This window comes from Oceaniovalibus sp. ACAM 378, assembly GCF_008085915.1.
In the GTDB taxonomy this organism is placed as follows: Bacteria; Pseudomonadota; Alphaproteobacteria; order Rhodobacterales; family Rhodobacteraceae; genus Oceaniglobus.
The window spans coordinates 101,857-119,688 of record NZ_VSJK01000013.1; the positions used below are offsets into that span (position 1 = coordinate 101,857).

Sequence of the window (17,832 nt, forward strand, 5' to 3'; positions counted from 1 at the left end):
TGGGAGGTTTTTTATTCGGCGGCGACCATCTCGTCATCCTGTCCCGCTTCTTCAGTGTCGGCGGGATCATCTTCCTGGTCCATGGCCGTTTCGCCGTCGTTTGCCGCCGATGGTGCGCCACCTGCAGCTTCACCGCCTGCAGCATCATCGGATGGCACTTGGACGGTCTCTTTCGGCGTGCGCAGCGGCTCGGGCAGCCAGCCGGTGTCGGCCAGCAATTCCTCCGCCTGTGCGACCATCGCGCCTTTCTTGAGCGCTTCGAGGTCGGATGCGATCTTGTCGCCCTTCACCTCGGCCACCGCAGCGGCAATGCGCGCCTTGGTGACCCGGCCGAGATAGGCCTCGGCCGTCGGCTTCCAGCCCGCGGCCGCCATGTCGAGACCGACGGTGGCCGCCAGCCGGTCGGCGTCAGCAATCGCCCGCGGCCTGCGGTTGTAGGTCTCCACCGTCGCGTTCGCCGTCAGGGCCACGCAATGCGCGAACAGCGCCTGACGCGTGTCGTTATCAAGCGCGTCCAGATGGTCCCGCAGCTTATCGGGATCGTTCGGCAGGTTGCTTCCGAGGGCCTCATGCCGTTCGTTGAGCGCGATGGCATAGGGCGTTTCACCCAGGCCCGGCGCCTGCGATCCGAAATAGATGCATTTCGCCGAGAGTTCGAGACAGCTGTCCTGCGCGTGGCCGTAGAACTGATCCAACACGAACTTGTGCAGACAGGTGAGGAACGCCGTGTCGAAGGATCCGCCGAGCGCAAGCCTTAGTGCCACGGTGCGATGCGCGGTCAGTTCGGTGACGAGCCGGTCGGGGATCGGTTTCAGGCCTTCATCCTCATCCGGTTCGTTGGCAGGATCGACAGACTGCGATCCGCCAGCCTCGGTTTCACCGTCACCGGTGCTGGACGTCTCCGTCTCATCGGCGTCCGGCGCGACCGGCAACTCATCATCGGGCCGCACGAATCCGCGCGCGACATGCAGGTGACCGCTCGGGCTGATGCTGATGAACGCACCGGCGCGCGAGACCTCATCGGCATCGTAGACCAGCGGACGATCGTCGATGGCGTCGATCGCCGTCTCGATCTCACCCAGGCGTTCGTCGATCTCGTCGGGCAGCTCCGGTGCATCGGCATACTCGGCCTCGAGCTTGTCGAGTTCTTCCTGCAACGCGTCGCGCGCCGCCTGCTGCTCATCGGTGAGCGGCTCCTGTTCGCCGAAAAGACGCCGCAGCCCATAGGTGTGGCCGTAGGGGAAATCGAGACCGACCTCGATCCATTTCCAGCCTTCGGCCCGGATCGCCTCGGCCTCCTCATTCAGCTTCTCGGTCACGAGCATATCGACCAGGCCGATATCCTCGAGCCAGCCGCCATCGTCGCTTTCGAACAGGTCGCGCATCACGGCACCGCCTGCCTCGACATAGGCGTCGATGCCGATGAACTGCGCCCGCTTGTCCGACGCTCGCACCGCGTCTTCGGTCAGTATGCGCCGGATCTGATAGGGCTGCTTGGTATAAGAGTCCTTGATCGCCTCCCACACTTGAACCTGGCGCGCATGGTCAGGATTGACCGTGAACGCCATCAAATGATCGAGGGTCATCTCGTCGGCGGCATAGGCGTCGCGCAGGGTCTCGCTAACGGACGCCAGTCGCAGCCGTTGCTTGACGACATGGACCGAGACGAAGAACGCGGCGGCGATCTCCTCCTCGCCCATGCCCTTCTCCCGCATCGCCTGGAAGGCGCGGAACTGGTCGAGCGGATGCAGCGGTGCCCGCTGAATGTTCTCGGCGAGACTGTCCTCCTCGGCGAGTCCCTCGGTGCGGATCACGCAGGGGATGGGTGCGGTCCGGGTCAGGCGCTTCTGTTTCACCAGCAGTTCGAGCGCGCGGTAGCGCCGCCCACCGGCCGGGATCTCGAACATGCCAGTTTCCGCGCCGTCCGCGTCGAGGACGGGCCGCACGGTCAAGCTCTGCAGGAGCGTGCGCCGGGCGATATCCGCCGCCAGCTCCTCGATCGCGACGCCGGCCTTGATTCGCCGCACGTTCGACTGGGACAGCACCAGCTTGTTGAAGGGAATGTCGCGCGACACGCTAAGCGCGATCTTCGAATTGGGGTTCTTCGTGGTCATCGGTTTTCTCCGCGACGGGCGGCCGGGAGCCTCTCTCTCGACCTCCAACCCGTTACGAAAACCCCCTCACTCCTCTCCCTCTCTCCCTACGGAGCCGCCGAGCGCAACCCCGAAGAAAACCCGACCATGGTCAGGAGTTGAGCCGGAGCGATGCGTCCAATTGGCGTATCAAATCTCCTACCCGCCCACCGCCCGAAGGGGCTGGTGGGTAGCGCTGGAGGACGTCGATCACGACCGGTGGCGCAAGGGCGTGTGACTGCGCGATCTGAGCAATTCCTGCATCCCGAGAACTGCCGGTGGAGAGTTCGACCGCTCGTGCGGCGTGACCGGCTGATCCGAGTATATGTTTGACCTGGGTCGCATTGGGGAGCGGATGGAGAAACGCCGCACCTGCCGCGGCGAGGGCGGCGCGCGCAGCCTCACTGGCTGCTGATTGTCCCGCGTCTCGAGCATCGCGGGCGGCCAGCTGGGCTGCCCATGCACAGTCACGTATCGACTTCGACCGCTTGGCGCCATTTGCGAAAGCCTCGGCCGCGTCGATTGCAGCGCGCGGACGCCTGTCGTCGGGGCGGTCACCTTCGAAGATCGCCAGAACGGGCCGCGCGCAGGCTGCCGCGAAGCCGGCCACCGCCCGGAGTTCGGTCATGCTGAGGTCGATCATCTTGGGCCCATCCGTCATGCGGCTGAATTTACAACCATTTGGAGCCGTGTACATTATCCGCGCTCGGTCTGGTCTTCATTCGGGTTCAGTTCACAGGTTCGTACGTCACCAAATCGGAGGGGTGATGTGCAGCCTCGATCACGTTCGGCGGCAAACCGGACCCGCGCACCGAAGCGATCAGTGACTTCGCGATCGGCGGTTCCGAAATGGTGCTGTCTGCCCTCGGCAGGAACCGTTACCGATCAGCGACGATGTCCTGGACCCGGTCCTTGCGGGACCGGGAAACCGGCACGAGGATACCGTCACTCATCTCGATCGACGCCCGACCGCCGCCAGTGGACCAGACACGTATGTGATCGACATTCACGATGTGGGAGCGATGCACCCGCAGGAAGGGGAGGGAAAGGGTCTGCTCCATGGCATTCATCGTGACCGAAAGCAGGTGCGACGAGGACGCGAGATGGGCCTCGACATAGTCGTCGACCGCCTGGAAGCGCAGGATATCGGCGGGGCGGACCGAGACGAGCTTCGACCCGCTGCGCAATGTCAGACGCTCGGGCCGTTCGGATGCCAGCGCACCGTTCAGACGATCCAAAGCGTCGCGCGCCGTCGATGCCTGAACGATGGCCCTAGCGCGGTCGACGGCAATCCCGAAGCGCTTGGCCTCCACGGGTTTCATGACATAATCGATGGCCGAAAGCTCGAACGCCGCAATTGCGTGCTCGTCATGGGCGGTGACGTAGACAACGACCGGCGGCCGGGCCATGGCGGAGAGCCGGTGGACCAGTTGCAACCCGTCCATACCCGGCATGCGGATATCGAGAAACGCGATGGCGGGCTCGTGCTGCAGGATCAGGTGCAGCGCATCGGTTCCGTTGCCGGCGCTGGCGACAACCTTCAGGCCGGCCGCTTCCGCCAGACGGCAGATTCGGTCGCGGATATGCGGTTCGTCATCGGCGACGAGGCAATGCAGAGAATTGTCGTCGATCCTCATTCCGCCTCCACCGCCGGTATGGCAATTCTGACGGACACGCCGCGGCCCGGGGACGCCGCCACATCGAAGGTGGTCGCGCCCGGAAAATGCGCCTCAATCCGCGTGCGCAGCAGGCTGAGACCGAGGCCGCCACGCATTATTGCGGCTTCTTCCGCGCCAAGGCCATCATCTGACACGGTCACGACAAGCTGGCCGCCTTGATGCGCTGCGGTCAATGAGATGGTTCCGCCGTCCGGTTTCGGCGCGATGCCGTGCAGGATCGCATTCTCGACCAGCACCTGCAGGCAGAAAGCGGGAAACCCCAGATCGTGCGTATCGGCGTCGATTTTCTCGATGATCTGCAACCGATCGCCGAGGCGCAATTGTTCGATGGCAAGATAGTCGCGCACCAGAATCAACTCCTCCTGCAATGCGATGAGAGGATCACCGGCCTCCTGTCCGGTCACATCGAGCACCCTGCGCAGCAAGCGGCCGAGTTGCCCGATCGCGGTCTCTGCGGCGTCCGGCTGGTGCCGGATCAGTCCCGCAATCGTCTCAAGGGTATTGTAGAGAAAATGCGGCTCGACGCGGGCGCGGACGGCGGCGAGCTCGGCTCTGACCCGTGCGGCGTCACTTTCCGCCGCATGTTGGCGGGTCCGGACAAGCGTGAAGATGAAAGCGATCACGGTATAGACGAAGAGGCCCGACATCAGCGTTCCGGGCGACGCTGCGCGGGCGACATGCCCGAAGATGTCGGGTTTGGTGATGAGCGTGATCGCCAGCGTCATCGCGAGCCAGAAGAGGCCGGTTCCGATCGCGAGAAGTCCGTGCGCCAGCCAGATCGGCCTCCTGCCGGTGATCCATGACTGAAGAAGCCAGGCCGCTATACAGGCGATCGCCCCCGGGATGACATGGGCCGTGGCTGCCCCGATGGCGTCGGCCCATGGAAAGGATGCCGCCCGAAATCCGAGGCTATAGGCGATGAGAGCCATGCCTGTGAGGGTGATCGCAATGACCCGGCCGTTCTGCCAGAAGCCGCGCTGTCGAGAGGGTAAACGGTCGGACCCGGTCATGGTCAGGCTCCTTTGCGGGCGAGGAGCGCCGTTGCAGGGCCACGGCATGCAAGCCGTCGGATCTGATCGGCGCCGCTGGCGACGAGTTCGTCCACGACCGCGTCGGTCTGGAGGAATTGGCCGGTGCCCTTGAGAATGACCGCGCGTTCCACGATGCGGTCGATCATGTCACTCGTTTCGGTCCGTGCACAGAACAATAGCCCGACATGGCCACCGGGCCGTGTGATGCGCAGGAGTTCATGGATCGAGCGGAGCGGGTCGCCGCTCGCTTCGACGACCCAGAGCGCAAGCGTCAGATCGAAGTGCCGATCGGGCAAGGCGAGGTTGGTGAGGTCGCCATAGAGGCGGCGAACGGGAAGGTCGCAGGACGCGCGCAGCAGCTTGGGGCTGCAATCCAGCAGGGTCATATCGAGCTGTGGCTCCGTCTCCAGGAGCCGCCGTGCAAGGCGACCCGTTCCGCATCCGGCGTCGAGAATACGCATGCCCGGTCGCAACAACGCGGTGACCGCCCCTTCGATGGCGCTTTGACCCTCGCCGCCGGACAGCCGTAGAAAGCGGGCATGGAGGCGGTCATAGAGCGGCGGCGTGAAATGGTCGTATGCGGCCTGGGTTGAAGAGTGCGAATTCATCGGAATAGTCTCTGTTGGGTTCAGACTTCAAAATACGCGGTTCGCCCGGTCTTTTCGAGGCCGGATCGGGCAATGGTCCCTTGAGGTCGGTGAACTGCTCGGTCACGCATTCGCACGGGCGACCTCCGCCGCAGCGACCGGGTCTTGCGGTTCGGGTGTTGGCAGAAACCCGAGCAGATAATCCGCCGCCTTGCTGGCCTGACTGGCCGCCCGGACGATGGCGCGGTTGTCCTCTTTCAAGACGTCGAGCCAGGATCCGATATAATCGGCATGGCGCACCGTCGGCACGATACCGAGCGAGGCGCAGCAGAAGGCCGCATTTATTTCCGCGACGAGTTCTTCAAACGCGTATGCCTTCGACCCGAACGAGCCGGACATATCGCGGCCGAGCCGGGACGGATGGCCTGACGCGTGCCCGAGCTCATGCAGCGCGGTGCGGTGCCAGTTGATTGGTTCGAAATAGACCTGCGGGGGCGGCACCTGCACATAGTCATGGGTGGGTGCATAGAAGGCGCGGTTGCCGCCGATCCGGAAATCGATGCCGGTCCTTTCGATCAGGGTCTCGACCCTTGGCGCGATCAGACCGGGTGGGGTAGGTGGTGCGGCAACGGCAACCTCTTCGGGCAGGTTCTCGCATTGCGCCGCGTTGAAGACGGTGAAGCGCTTCAGGAACGGGATCGCCTGCGGATCGTCTCCGGTCTCGCGGGCGCGCCTTTTCTCATCGTCGGGGATGAACCGGTCGGCATAGACGACGGTGGTGCCACGTTCGCCTTTCCTGACATTCCCGCCGAGCGAGAGCGCCTGGCGAAAGGTCAGCCAGCTCTGGCCGGGAAAGCCGTGTTCGATGACCGCGCCCCAGAGGATGAGGATGTTGATGCCGGAGTAACCACGGCCGGTCGCGGCATTGTTGGGAGTGGCGAGCGGCGCTTTGGCGGCCGCCGTTCCCCAGGGCTGGACCCAGGGCACGCGGCCCGCCTCCAGCTCGCCGATGATCTTGGTGGTAATTTCGTCATAGAGGTTCGTCCGGTCCTTTGTGAACCGGGATTTTCGTTGGGACATCACGGGATACTCCGTGACGGGCGCCGGAAGCCTCTCCTCCAGCTCTAGACCCGTCACGGCAAACCCGTCCGCACTCTCCCTCTCGAAAGAGTCGGGCGAGACTACAGGCTCGGCCGCAGGGGAAGGCTTTCACCTGAAATTACAAAACACGCTGCTCAGCAGGTAGAGTTGCATGCAGCGGTGGGCGGATTTTCCGTTCATGGAACCGCACAAAATTCCATAACATGCCGCCACAATATGACGATATTCCGACCAATGTGATGAACATCGTCCGATATATGTGATGAAATTCGATACACTGTTGACGATAAAGGTAAGGCTATTATCTGAATTTCATCATAATATTCTGAAAATGGTGACGATTCGATGGCTAAAGGCGATGAAAAAAGAGAGAAATTTGTTCGCTTGGCCGAAGGGCGAACTCAGTCCGCGCTTGATGCAATTCGCAAGCTTGGCAATCTGTCGAACCGCCGCGCATACGAGTATGACGACGCAGACGTGAAGAAGATCATCAAGGTTCTTCGAGACGCGACGAACGACATTGAGCGAAAGTTCGGATCAACCTCCGGCGACGGCGCTGACAAATTCAAGCTGTAGGGGGCAAACAATCTATGAAGGCCGAACCACTTAACATTCGCGACAAGCGTTTTCTCATAAACCGGCTGATCGAACAGGCGCCCGTGAGCACGCTCGTGCGCGAGTTCTTCAAGAACGCCGACGAAAGCGCTGTTCAGGCGGAAGCGGGAAACCGTCGTATCGAAATCTATCCCACGATGATCTCTGGAGTGCGCAAGCTGACCTTCTGGAATACGGGCCTTGGCATGGACGACGCGGAGTTGAAGCTAGCTACGGATCTGTCTTCTTCCGTCAACAAAGAGATGGCGCTTGATGGTAACTTTGGGATCGGAGCCAAAGTCTCTGGCCTAACGATGTCCCGGGAGGGCATTCGCTATCGGTCCTGCAAGAATGGCGTCGTTAATGAGGTCACGATCGGCTTTGACGCCGACGAGGGCACCTATGTCCGCTTTCCCGTAGAATTGCCCGATGGCAGCTACGACACGGTCTACGACGTCACCGATGTGGCGCGTCAAGCGGGGCAGGACATCAACTTCGATTGGACGGAAGTCCTGCTTATCGGGCAAAGCGAAGATCATGACACCGTTGCCGAACCGTTGGGCAAAGGAAAAAGCCTAGACCGTAGCTTCATCGCGTCGGCAATCTTTCGGCGTTTTGCCCGTTTCGGCGAGGGAGTCGAAGTTCGCGTCGATGTCGCCATGACCAAAGGCGGCGGCAAGGGTGAGACGGGACGTACGCGCCGGCTCAAGACTCTTGAAGATATAGTCGATGAATTGCCTAATCATGAGAGGGTCGAAGCACCGGGTGGCGAGATCACGGTGCATTATATTCACGATCCCAAGCATGAGCGGCACAGCCATTCCCTCAGCGCGCTCGCCAATCCAGCGACGAGTTCCACTACATTTTGCGCGCTGGTGCACAAGGGGGAGCGCTATGACATCAAATCGAAGAAGGCTTGGTCGGCCGCAGCCCCAAACTTCGGGATCCCGTTCGGCTCTAAGGTCCTCACCATTGAAATCGAACTTGCCGACACGATCGCTATGCCAAATCAGTATCGTGACGGATTGACATGGCCAGATGATCGATCCTCAATGATTGCCGAAGATTTCGACGCATATGTCCGCGAACTCATGCCGGAATGGGTTAGGGATGTTATTCGCTCCGAGTCGCCGTCCTCTGATGACAATTTGGATGATCTCCAAACCGACCTTCAGAAACTCCTCGACGAGTTCCGCGTCCCCACCGCTACCCTGAGTCCGTCGCGTCGCCAGGCAGCATCTCGGACGGAAGATACCGCCGAAGGCAGCGAAACGTCCGACCCAGTCGATCTCGATACGGATTTCGCAGAGACGGGTGAGGACACCGACAAGAGTGGTACCAAGGGCGACCCGAACAAGAGCCAACGCGCCAAGCACAAGAAGGTCCGTAAGGCGCCCGAGGGGGCAAAACTCTCACGTTCCGCTCAATCCCTGGAACGCGTGCCGGAGATCAAGATCCTCATCGATCCTGAGGAGATCGCCGAGAAAAATCTGAAAGGCCGTGCTGGGCGCTTTTACAAAGACGCCCAAACGCTGTTCGTGAACGGTCTTTACTCCGTCGTCGAGCGTATGGCCATCGAGCTTGATGCGGAACTGCGCATGTCCGGTGAGCCGGAGGTGGTGCGTTCTGCGATTCTCAAAGCCTCCCGCAAATTCATGGCGTTCCGTGTTGGAAAGGCGACTTGCTATGCGATCAGCAAACGCCTTTCAGAAGACTGGTCAAGTGATGATTTAGACCGTGCCACTTCTCCTGAATCGCTGTCGCTTGCCGCTGACGATTACAAGCAGAGCATCTCGCAAGCGAAGCGGTACGCCAAGGAACTGATCAAAACGGCGGACGTGCCAGAAGAGAATGCAGCCTAGGTCAAAAGGCAGCGAGAAGAATTAAGAATTGGCGGAGGCCGTTAAGGAGGGCACCATGGCGGTCATTCGCAAAGTCGAGATTTCACACTTCCGGTCGATCAAATCGTTGGAATGGTATCCCACGCCGGGGGTCAATTGCCTGATCGGTTCTGGTGACTCCGGTAAAAGTACCGTTCTGGATGCGATCGATCTTTGTCTTGGAGCCCGTCGAACCATCCCGATTACGGACGCCGATTTTCATGTGATTGACGTCGAGACGCCGATTTCGGTCACACTGACTCTAGGCGACTTGTCCGATAGCCTGAGAAATTATGAGGCCTACGGCGAATATCTGCGCGGGTACGACGAACTACTAGGAACGATCGAAGACGAGCCAGGGCATGGATTGGAAACTGTTCTGTCGTTGAATTTGGAAATTGCTGGCGATCTCGAACCGCGCTGGAGACTAAGATCGGATCGGGCAGATGAGAAGGGTAGCGAACGCAATCTTAACTGGAAGGATCGGCTCAATCTTGCACCAACCCGGCTAGGCGCAACGTCTGATCACAATCTCGCATGGCGACGTGGGTCGGTGTTAGGTCGTTTGAGCGAAGAGAAACCTGATGCGTCCTTGGCACTTTCACAAGCTGCAAGAGAGGCTCGGAAAGCCTTTGGCAATGATGCCGACGCACAGTTGGGAGATGCGTTGGCCAAAGTCAAGAAGGCGGCCGATGAACTCGGCATCCTGATCGGCGCGAAAGCGCAGGCGCTTCTCGACACACATTCTGTTTCTGTGACGGGCGGATCCATCGCGCTGCACGACGAACACGGCGTGCCCCTGCGCGGCCTTGGCCTAGGTTCGACGCGCCTCTTGATTGCGGGCCTGCAACGCGAAGTGGCAGCGGTATCGTCTATCCTGCTGGTCGACGAGGTTGAAAACGGTCTGGAACCGCATCGGATCATCCGGTTATTGGGGTCTTTAGGGGCGAAGGAACAGGTGCCGCCGCAACAAGTCTTCGCAACGACACACTCACCAATCGTTTTGAGGGAACTTGCCGCAAAACAGCTTCGTGTGTTGCGGAAGTCAGAAAGCAAGCACGTCGCACGTTTGGTTCCTGATGCTGCACAAGGGACGCTGCGCAGCGCACCCGAAGCTTTTCTGGCTCCATCGGTTCTGGTTTGTGAGGGAGCGTCTGAAATCGGGTTTGTAAGGGGCTTTGAACAACACTGCGCTGCCAATGGTCGACCCTCGATCTTTGCCTGTGGCGTCGCCCTAGTTGATGGCGGTGGCGGTCATCCCGACCGATTGTACGAAAAGGCAACGGAGTTCATGAAGCTGGGGTATCGCGCTGCGGTATTTTGCGACGCTGATCTGGTACCCAACGCACAAATTGAAGCTGCTTTCCATCAGGCAGCGGGGACCACATTTACTTGGCCTGCCGGGCAATCGTTGGAGTCAGCAATTATCAGCAATACAGGAGATGCGACACTTTTGGTTCTCTTGGATTACGCCATTGCAGAACATGGTCAGGAGATGATTGCGGCGCATGTTCGATCAGCGTCAGCCAACCAGGAAACAATCGAGAACCTCCGTGCAATTCTTCATTCGCCGCAACATGTAATCTCACCTGCTCAGCGAGATATGATTGTCACAGCATGCACCACCAAGAAAAACCCTTGGTTCAAAACGGTTGGCCGGATGGAACATGTGGCACGCTATATTCTGGCACCGAACTTCGGAAATGTCAGTGAGGACTTTCAGAACCGCGTGAATGCACTTCTCGGATGGGCGCAAACTCCGCATGGCTGAGATCGATCTGCTGAGTATCACTTGCGGCAGCGTTTCCGCGCCTGCTGGGTGCGGGAAAACGCATCTCATAGCGTCGGCGTTGCAGCGCCACGTCGATCCCAAACCGATTCTGATACTGACGCACACAAATGCCGGTGTTGCGGCGCTCCGCGCCCGACTGACGCATATGGGTGTTTCGCAACGTGCGTTTCGGATTACAACAATCGACGGATGGGGAATGCGCCTCATTGGAACCTTCCCGCTGCGCAGTGGCCATGCGGAAGGGACGCTGGACCTCAACAATCCAAGAGATGACTATCCTGCGATCCGTGAAGGGACGCTCAATATTCTTGCTGGCGATCATCTCAGGGACGTACTCCAGGCGACCTATTCCCGTCTGTTTGTTGATGAGTATCAGGACTGCATTGTCGAACAGCACGCCATGGTATCGAAGATTGCGGAAGTCTTGCCGACCTGCGTTCTCGGCGACCCCATGCAGGCCATATTCGGTTGGGGTACCAACGTTCTCGTCGATTGGCAGGCCGATGTTCAGTCACGCTTTCCGGCTGCGGGAGAGCTCGATATTCCATGGCGTTGGCGCAATGCCGGGACCGAAGACTTTGGACGATGGCTCTTAGCTGTGAGGGCCGCGCTTCAATTGGGTCAGCCCATTGACCTGCGCCAAGCGCCACCTGAGGTGGAGCTGATTTCGGTGACGGGTGACGACGACATCCAGAAGCATACACAGGCCGCCAACACGCGCGCGCCGGTCGAGGGCGGGAGCGTGTTGATTGTATGCGACGCTAGACGGCCTCCGCGGCATCGCGAGATCGCCGCACGAGCGCGAGGCGCAGTAGTTGTCGAGAACGCCGATCTGACGGACTTTATCCGTTTCGCGGCATCTTTCGATATTAATGGGGTGACCGCTGCGGATGAGTTGATCGATTTCGCCGGTTCGACAATGACCGGTGTGGGTGCCGCACAGATGAAGCAGAGGTTGCGAGTGCTTCTCGCCGCCCAGGAACGATCACCGCCAACTGATGCAGAAGCGGCTGCACTTGCGTTTGCGCGAGCGCCAAGCCCGACGGCAGCCGTGACGTTGCTGGTCGAGATCAATCGCCAAGCCGGCGTCTTCCCGTTGCGACCATCATTGGTGCGTTCTGCAATCCAAGCCTTCAACGGCTGCATCGACGCGAAGGATTTTCATGAGATGGCGGTGCGAGCTCGCGAGCAGTCGCGCGTCAAAGGTCGCGCACTGCCACGTCGAGCGGTGGGCAGTACTTTGCTGCTCAAGGGATTGGAAGCCGATGTAGCGGTAGTGATCGACACCGACTTGCTGAATGCACGTGATCTTTACGTCGCTATGACCCGGGGATCTCGAAAGCTCGTGATCTGTACGACAGATCCAGTGATTGTGAGACAAGCCTAGCCCCGAACTGTCCCTAAGCTCTATTCTGCACACGTGCTGCTGATTGGGATGGGCGGGATCTCGATCACGGTTGTATTGGCGCTATTTCTCTGCTAGCTGTCATATTTGAATTCTAAATTGATAATAAGCGTCAAATATGGCAGTTAAGATAAGATCGTTGAACGCACGGCGGGCCCTTGAGGCTTTGGGCGCGAACATCAAGACGGCGCGCTTGAAGCGGCGCATCTCCGTTAAGGGGTTCGCCGAGCGGGTCGGAATGTCCGAAAGCACCGTTATGCGCCTGGAGAAAGGCGACGACGGTGTCAGCATCGGCACGCTGGCGATGGCCTGCCTCGTCCTCGGCGAGATCGAGCGCATTTCCGACTTCCTCGATGCCGGGTCCGACGATACCGGGCTGCTTCTCGATCGGGAAGCGCTCCCCAAGCGGATCGACAAAAAACGAAAACCCGGATCGCTGCCATCCGGCAAAGGCCAATCAGCCCCCTGGTCCGATGCGGACGATGAAGAAGGGGTCGGTTTCTGATGCCGGAAGCGATCGTCGCCCTTGGAGAAGGCAAGCGTGTCGTCGGCCGTCTGCGCTTTGAGAGTGACGGTCGGCGTCAGCATTCGCAGTTTGAGTACGCCGACGAATGGCTGGTTGCATCCGACCATTTTGCGCTGTCGCCCGGATTGCCCATGCGCGAAGGCAGCCACTTCAGCACCGGCAAGGAGGACAAGCGGTCAGCACTGTCCGGCTGCTTTGCCGACGCAGCACCGGATGCCTGGGGGCGGGCTTTGATGACCAGGGCGCTTGGCGGCGGTCTCAGCGAGTTCGATTATCTGGTGCTGTCCGATGACCGCACGCGTCAGGGCGCCTTGCGGTTTCTCGGCGAAGACATGGAGCCGCTGTCCGACCTGACGCCGCCGATCCCGCGTCTGGTCGAACTTGAACGGTTGCGCGGGCTTGCCCAGCGGTTCGAGCGCGATCCCAATGGCGCAGAGGAAGAGGCGCGCGATCTGGCCGGTATTGTCGGCTCGCTCGGCGGCGCGCGTCCGAAGGCAAATGTCGAGGGCGATGGTCACCTCTGGATTGCCAAGTTCACGTCGGCGCAGGACACCAAGCCTGTCGAACGCGCAGAGGTCGCCACGTTGAAACTTGCGGCCATGTGCGGATTGCGGGTTGCCGAGGCGAAGCTGGAACTGCGGGACAGCGACAGCCCGATCGCGCTAATCCGCCGGTTCGACCGGCGCGGTGAGGCGCGTATCCCCTATATTTCAGCGAGAACCGCGCTGGACTGGCAGGGTGACGAAGGCGGCTACTACACGGATATCGCCGATGTGATCCGGCAGATTTCCAGCAAGCCCGTAGATGACCTGCATGAGCTCTGGCGGCGGATCGTCTTCACGATCCTCGTGTCGAACAAGGACGATCATCTGAAGAACCACGGCTTCATCTATGCGGGCGGGGATCGGTGGCGGCTGTCGCCTGCCTTCGATATTAACCCCTCACCATCGCGTCACAAGATTCTGGAGACCGGTATCGTTCAAGGCGGATCGTTCGACGCCTCGCTTGATGTCGCGCTCGAGGCGTGCGCGTTTTTCGATCTGACATCAACTGATGCCGAGCAGCAGGCACTACAGATGGCTGAGACAATCGCGAAGAACTGGAAGCAGATCTTGCGCAGTGAAGGTGCCTCCTCTGATGAGGTTCGAGTATACGCCGATGCGTTTGAGCACATAGAAGCTGACAAAGCCTTGGCAAAAGCGAGATAGGGGCAAATGACATCAATTCATTGTATTGAGGCATTCAAAAAGTGGGACAAGGTTTGAACCAATCGAGAATGGCAACTGTGTCGACACTTGATCCAAAACAACTGCTTCGCATCGAAGCCGTGCATCGAGGTTTTCTGTTTCAGCACCTTTATGCTGCTCAGTGTCTTCTTTGTGCCGGAATACTCTCTGCCAGCGCGGTTGTCGTGGAGAGCGACGAAGATGTCGAGGTGCTTCTCGACGGAAGACATTTGTACGTTCAGGTCAAATATCGCAAAAACACGTTGGCATGGAATGATATTGAGGGCGCAATGTCGCGCTTCGAGGAACTGCGTGGCGCTCACCAGACCGGCGACCGGCAGAGTACGGCAGAATTTATCATCGTCAGCAACGCACCTCCGAATGGCCCCCTTGCCAAACGGATATCTGGGGAAGATTGGCCAGCAGACGTACGTGTGGATTGGCCCGGAGGCTCAGAAGGTGGGCGAACCCTTCCTCGGCCGTCGGCGTCACTCCTTGAGGCCATTGAGGCTACACGCGCCTTGGCTCAATCTCTACCATTTGCCATGCTCAACCCGGACACGCTCGTGTGGAAACTGGCTGGCATTATCATGTTAGCCGCCACGGGAGAGAAAAGCAGTCTCAATCATATCTTCAATGCCGAGGACATGCCGGACCTATTCGAGCAATTGGTATTGCAGCTGCAGGACTTGCCAGCTCCGCCCGCCCACTACCGAACACAGCAGAATGAACCAGAACTTCTGACAGAAGAGCGAGTCCGACTGATCGTTGGATATTCAGGCGCAGGCAAGACCTCTTGGCTGGCACAATCCGCACAGCATGCGACGGGACGGCTAGTATATCTCGACGTTGCCGATCTGCCTGGAGCAGGCCTCGGTAGCGTGGTGGCGAGGGAAGTTGCAGGCCGCATTTTTTTCGAAGGACAGCAATTAGGTCAGATCCTTCTTCCAGGCGCATCAGGACGTGAAATGCTGCAAGTCCTTTCACGCCGCATCGCCGAAAGCGGCGAGATCGTAACGGTTGCATTAGACAATGCACATTGTCTTTCAGGCGATGATCTCATCGGTGTTGTGCAGTCGGCCTCCGAAGTTCGGTTTATCCTCCTTTGTCGTCCTGAAGGTGAAACCAGCACCATTGAGGCCTTATTGGGCGCAGAACGTGAAACCTTGGCGGGCTGGGCATCTGATACAGTTGCCGCAGCGGCCGTGGATGCCGGTTGCAAAGCAGACGCCGCCGATTGTCAGCGGCTAATCGATCTCACTGGCGGTCTTCCACTTTATGTACTCAACGCCTTGGTGATTACGAGAGCGGACTATGATGGAAGCTTGAGGAAATTCTGCAAGGATTTGGCGGCGTCAGCTCAAACCCGGGAGATGTCCCAAGAGGTTATTCTCGGGCGCGTTTTTGATGGACTTCCAACTGTTACAGCGAAGGTGGCGGAACTTTTCAGCTTATGCGACGCACCGATCAAGCGTGAAGAGGCAGCCGAATATGTCGCCGCAGCGGGCGGACCAGACAAAGCCAATTTCTTGCGAGCGCTTCGTCATCTATTCGGGCTGGGTTTGCTGCAGATTTTCAGTGGTGACAAAGTCAAAATTCATGATGCTGCCCGTGTGGTTGGCAAAGCGCGTCTTGTTCTTCAAGGTGCAGAACTGCTGAACGAATATCGGTTGACTCTGAGGGGCATTGTCCAGGCCAGTCTTCTGAAAGACTGGAGTCCGGCCAAATTATCTCTTTTTCTGCGACTTAGCGGAGAGGTAGGCCGCTTGGACGTGCTCGTTGAAATGGCAACGGATGAGTTGTTTCATGAAATGGGTGTGTGGCCCGAAATCGAAGTCTTTCTTGAACAAGGAGTCCAAGACGAAACAATCCCACCGGAGCAGCGGATCATGGCGCTCGATGGGTTGGCGTTCGCACATCTGAAGTCTGGTTCAGATCGCGCAGTGGCCTGGTTGGATCAGATGGACCAACTAATTGAGACACATGATTTAGGGGCGGAAGAAACCCTTCGCGTCGGAATGAAGCGGATGACCTATCTTGCCCAAAACGGTGACCGAAAAGGTTCCGAGCGGCTGATCGAAAGTCTGGCCAAAGCTGTCAAGGATACCTCTCCCGGTCATCGACGCGTATACACTTACAACGTTGCTACAGCGCAGTTGGCATTTGGTGACAGCGCTGCCGCAGTCAGGCGAATACAACCTCTCATTAAGGAGTATTTTGGCCTGCTTGGTCTGTCCCCACAGCAGGTTATGGGGCGAAACGCGCCGGAACTTAGGCTCTTAGTGAAACAGAAACCGTTTCCGACCGACGATATTAAGCACTTGGCTGACTCTCTGGACGTGTTGGCGAAGGCATCAGACGCGGAAGGTGAGTTTTCACCTTTGGCTCGTGTCCATGCGTTGAAGTTCTACGATCTGGCTCGGGCACCTGAGTCCATGTTCCGAGTTGGTCAAGATCTGGTTGATCAGTTCATCGGGCGCAATGACTTCGACGGCGCCTTGAACATGATGGAAACTATTCTTCTGCCTCAACTTCAGCAATTGAAGCTTGCGGAGTATCTCATCCCCGTTCGCTCGCAGTACGCGGTGGTCCTCGCCTACTGCGGAAGGTTTAGCGAAGCCGAAGCTGAGATGGAACGACTCCGCCCTTATGAGGCTGGCCTTGCTGATCTCGGTAGAAGCGAAATGATCAACCAAAGAGAATTGATCGCCCAGCTCGGGAAGTATGGCCCTCCTCCGAAGTGGGTGCCGCAACCGGGACTATTGGAAACTCTTGCCCAACGGATGCAGGAACAGAAGCAAATCGACGCTCACCGTCCCGCTGCTTCTGCGGCCAAAAAAGTTGGACGCAATCAACCGTGCCCCTGCGGTTCGGGTAGGAAGTACAAAAAATGCCATGGGCGTTGATCACACCAATAATGAAAGGCATTTTTCGTTTTGGTAAAGAGATTTAGCCTTGTAAATGCCGGCGACGTGAGCTTTGGTCAGAGTTTATCCAAAGGCGAAAATTGTACTAGAGCTTCGATTACACCAAGCTGTGAAAGGCGCGACTTCATTTCGGGCAGATTGTTGTAGTAGCTAATTGTCCAACGGGTTGAAGGATTGGCGCAAGTCACAATTTCCTCAAAATACTGTGCATCAACGTCCGAGAGTGAATGGCCAAGCACCCAAATTTCAGAAATATTTCGCAAGCCAGAGAAAAATGTCCGGTTGCTCTCAATGATTTTTGCTGTCGGCTTGAAGGTCGCGGCAAAATAATCGTCGATTAGCTGGTATCCGCCAGCCACGCGGGTATCCGTATCTTCATCAACCTGTCCCGAGAGCAGTTCATCGGATTGTCGCTCCCAACCGTGCCCGAGTACGACTTCCTCATCTGGACTGCCGGAACTGCCGTGGATATGCAGTATATTGGCGTCGGGCACTCCGTAAAGTATCTGCAGAGTTGGCGTATAGTTGAAGTTCAGAAAGCGCGCGCCGGGGTCGACGCAATGCACCAATGGCACAGTGCGCGGTGCGGGTATCGGGAGGCCGCGTATCCATTCAGCGAAGCGCTTTCGCATCTTTGTTGCAAGACCTTCGACGATCTGCTCGATTTCGTACTCGAAATTGTGATGGTCTGCGTCGCTCCAATCGTCAGCGCCGTAGGAGACAAGGAAGTTTGTTGCATACTCAATGACCTGATCAGAGTCGAATGATGCTAGGCGGTCTTCGAACTCGTTCCAGAAGTCTTTGTCAAAGAAGAGATATTCGCCAATAAGACGATGCACATCCGGCTCTTTGGTTTCCACATATCGACCAAAATCGCTATACCGTGAAGGTATCCCATGATGCAGGTCGAAGCCATTTCCAATAATGAAGAGCCGGTGGGTCATGACGTCCA

14 protein-coding genes are annotated in these 17,832 nt (G+C 58.5%); 7 read left to right on the plus strand and 7 right to left on the minus strand.

What is annotated here, in order from left to right:
- Window positions 1–11: 11 nt before the first annotated feature.
- From FQ320_RS17700 to FQ320_RS17725, 6 genes are all read right to left on the minus strand, one after another.
- Window positions 12–2,114 carry a ParB/RepB/Spo0J family partition protein gene (locus tag FQ320_RS17700; protein ID WP_148474639.1) on the minus strand — a complete coding sequence of 701 codons (2,103 nt, stop codon included), beginning with the start codon at window positions 2,112–2,114 and terminating at the stop codon, window positions 12–14.
- 130 nt (window positions 2,115–2,244) lie between these two features.
- Complete coding sequence (locus FQ320_RS17705) at window positions 2,245–2,775, minus strand: putative immunity protein (RefSeq protein ID WP_222861633.1); 531 nt, start codon at window positions 2,773–2,775, stop codon at window positions 2,245–2,247.
- Between the two features lie 235 nt (window positions 2,776–3,010).
- Entirely contained in the window at window positions 3,011–3,769 is a 759-nt protein-coding gene (locus FQ320_RS17710) for a LytTR family DNA-binding domain-containing protein (RefSeq protein WP_148474641.1), read from the minus strand.
- The gene (locus FQ320_RS17715) at window positions 3,766–4,536 is read right to left on the minus strand and encodes a sensor histidine kinase (RefSeq protein ID WP_187393945.1); all 771 of its coding nucleotides are present in this window, start codon (window positions 4,534–4,536) and stop codon (window positions 3,766–3,768) included. The genes FQ320_RS17710 and FQ320_RS17715 overlap by 4 nt, the downstream gene beginning before the upstream one ends.
- 287 nt (window positions 4,537–4,823) lie before the next feature.
- Entirely contained in the window at window positions 4,824–5,450 is a 627-nt protein-coding gene (locus FQ320_RS17720; RefSeq protein WP_148474645.1) for a class I SAM-dependent methyltransferase, read from the minus strand.
- Window positions 5,451–5,552: 102 nt separating this feature from the next.
- The gene (locus FQ320_RS17725) at window positions 5,553–6,509 is read right to left on the minus strand and encodes an ArdC family protein (protein WP_148474700.1); all 957 of its coding nucleotides are present in this window, start codon (window positions 6,507–6,509) and stop codon (window positions 5,553–5,555) included.
- A 366-nt stretch (window positions 6,510–6,875) separates the two neighbouring features.
- On the opposite strand from FQ320_RS17725, the gene FQ320_RS17730 reads away from it, so the two are divergent.
- The 7 genes from FQ320_RS17730 (at window position 6,876) to FQ320_RS26070 (ending at window position 16,859) form a co-directional block, all read left to right on the plus strand.
- Window positions 6,876–7,106, plus strand: a complete 231-nt coding sequence (locus FQ320_RS17730) for a hypothetical protein (protein WP_148474647.1) — start codon at window positions 6,876–6,878, stop codon at window positions 7,104–7,106.
- 14 nt (window positions 7,107–7,120) lie between these two features.
- Window positions 7,121–8,986, plus strand: coding sequence for a hypothetical protein (locus FQ320_RS17735; protein WP_148474648.1), 1,866 nt, complete (start codon window positions 7,121–7,123; stop codon window positions 8,984–8,986).
- A gap of 55 nt (window positions 8,987–9,041) precedes the next feature.
- Window positions 9,042–10,775, plus strand: coding sequence for an ATP-dependent endonuclease (locus FQ320_RS17740; RefSeq protein WP_148474650.1), 1,734 nt, complete (start codon window positions 9,042–9,044; stop codon window positions 10,773–10,775).
- Window positions 10,768–12,183 (plus strand): UvrD-helicase domain-containing protein, encoded by a 1,416-nt coding sequence (locus tag FQ320_RS17745; RefSeq protein ID WP_187393946.1) that lies wholly within the window; start codon window positions 10,768–10,770, stop codon window positions 12,181–12,183. The genes FQ320_RS17740 and FQ320_RS17745 overlap by 8 nt, the downstream gene beginning before the upstream one ends.
- Window positions 12,184–12,319: 136 nt before the next feature.
- Window positions 12,320–12,706 (plus strand): helix-turn-helix domain-containing protein, encoded by a 387-nt coding sequence (locus tag FQ320_RS17750; protein WP_148474654.1) that lies wholly within the window; start codon window positions 12,320–12,322, stop codon window positions 12,704–12,706.
- A complete protein-coding gene (locus FQ320_RS17755; RefSeq protein ID WP_148474656.1) occupies window positions 12,706–13,935 on the plus strand; it encodes a type II toxin-antitoxin system HipA family toxin in 1,230 nt (409 codons plus the stop codon). Before FQ320_RS17750 ends, FQ320_RS17755 begins: the two co-directional genes overlap by 1 nt.
- A 68-nt stretch (window positions 13,936–14,003) precedes the next feature.
- Window positions 14,004–16,859 carry a YecA family protein gene (locus FQ320_RS26070; protein ID WP_222861634.1) on the plus strand — a complete coding sequence of 952 codons (2,856 nt, stop codon included), beginning with the start codon at window positions 14,004–14,006 and terminating at the stop codon, window positions 16,857–16,859.
- Window positions 16,860–16,936: 77 nt separating this feature from the next.
- On the opposite strand, the gene FQ320_RS17765 is transcribed toward FQ320_RS26070, so the two are convergent.
- Window positions 16,937–17,824, minus strand: a complete 888-nt coding sequence (locus tag FQ320_RS17765; protein ID WP_148474658.1) for a bacteriophage abortive infection AbiH family protein — start codon at window positions 17,822–17,824, stop codon at window positions 16,937–16,939.
- Window positions 17,825–17,832 lie beyond the last annotated feature (8 nt).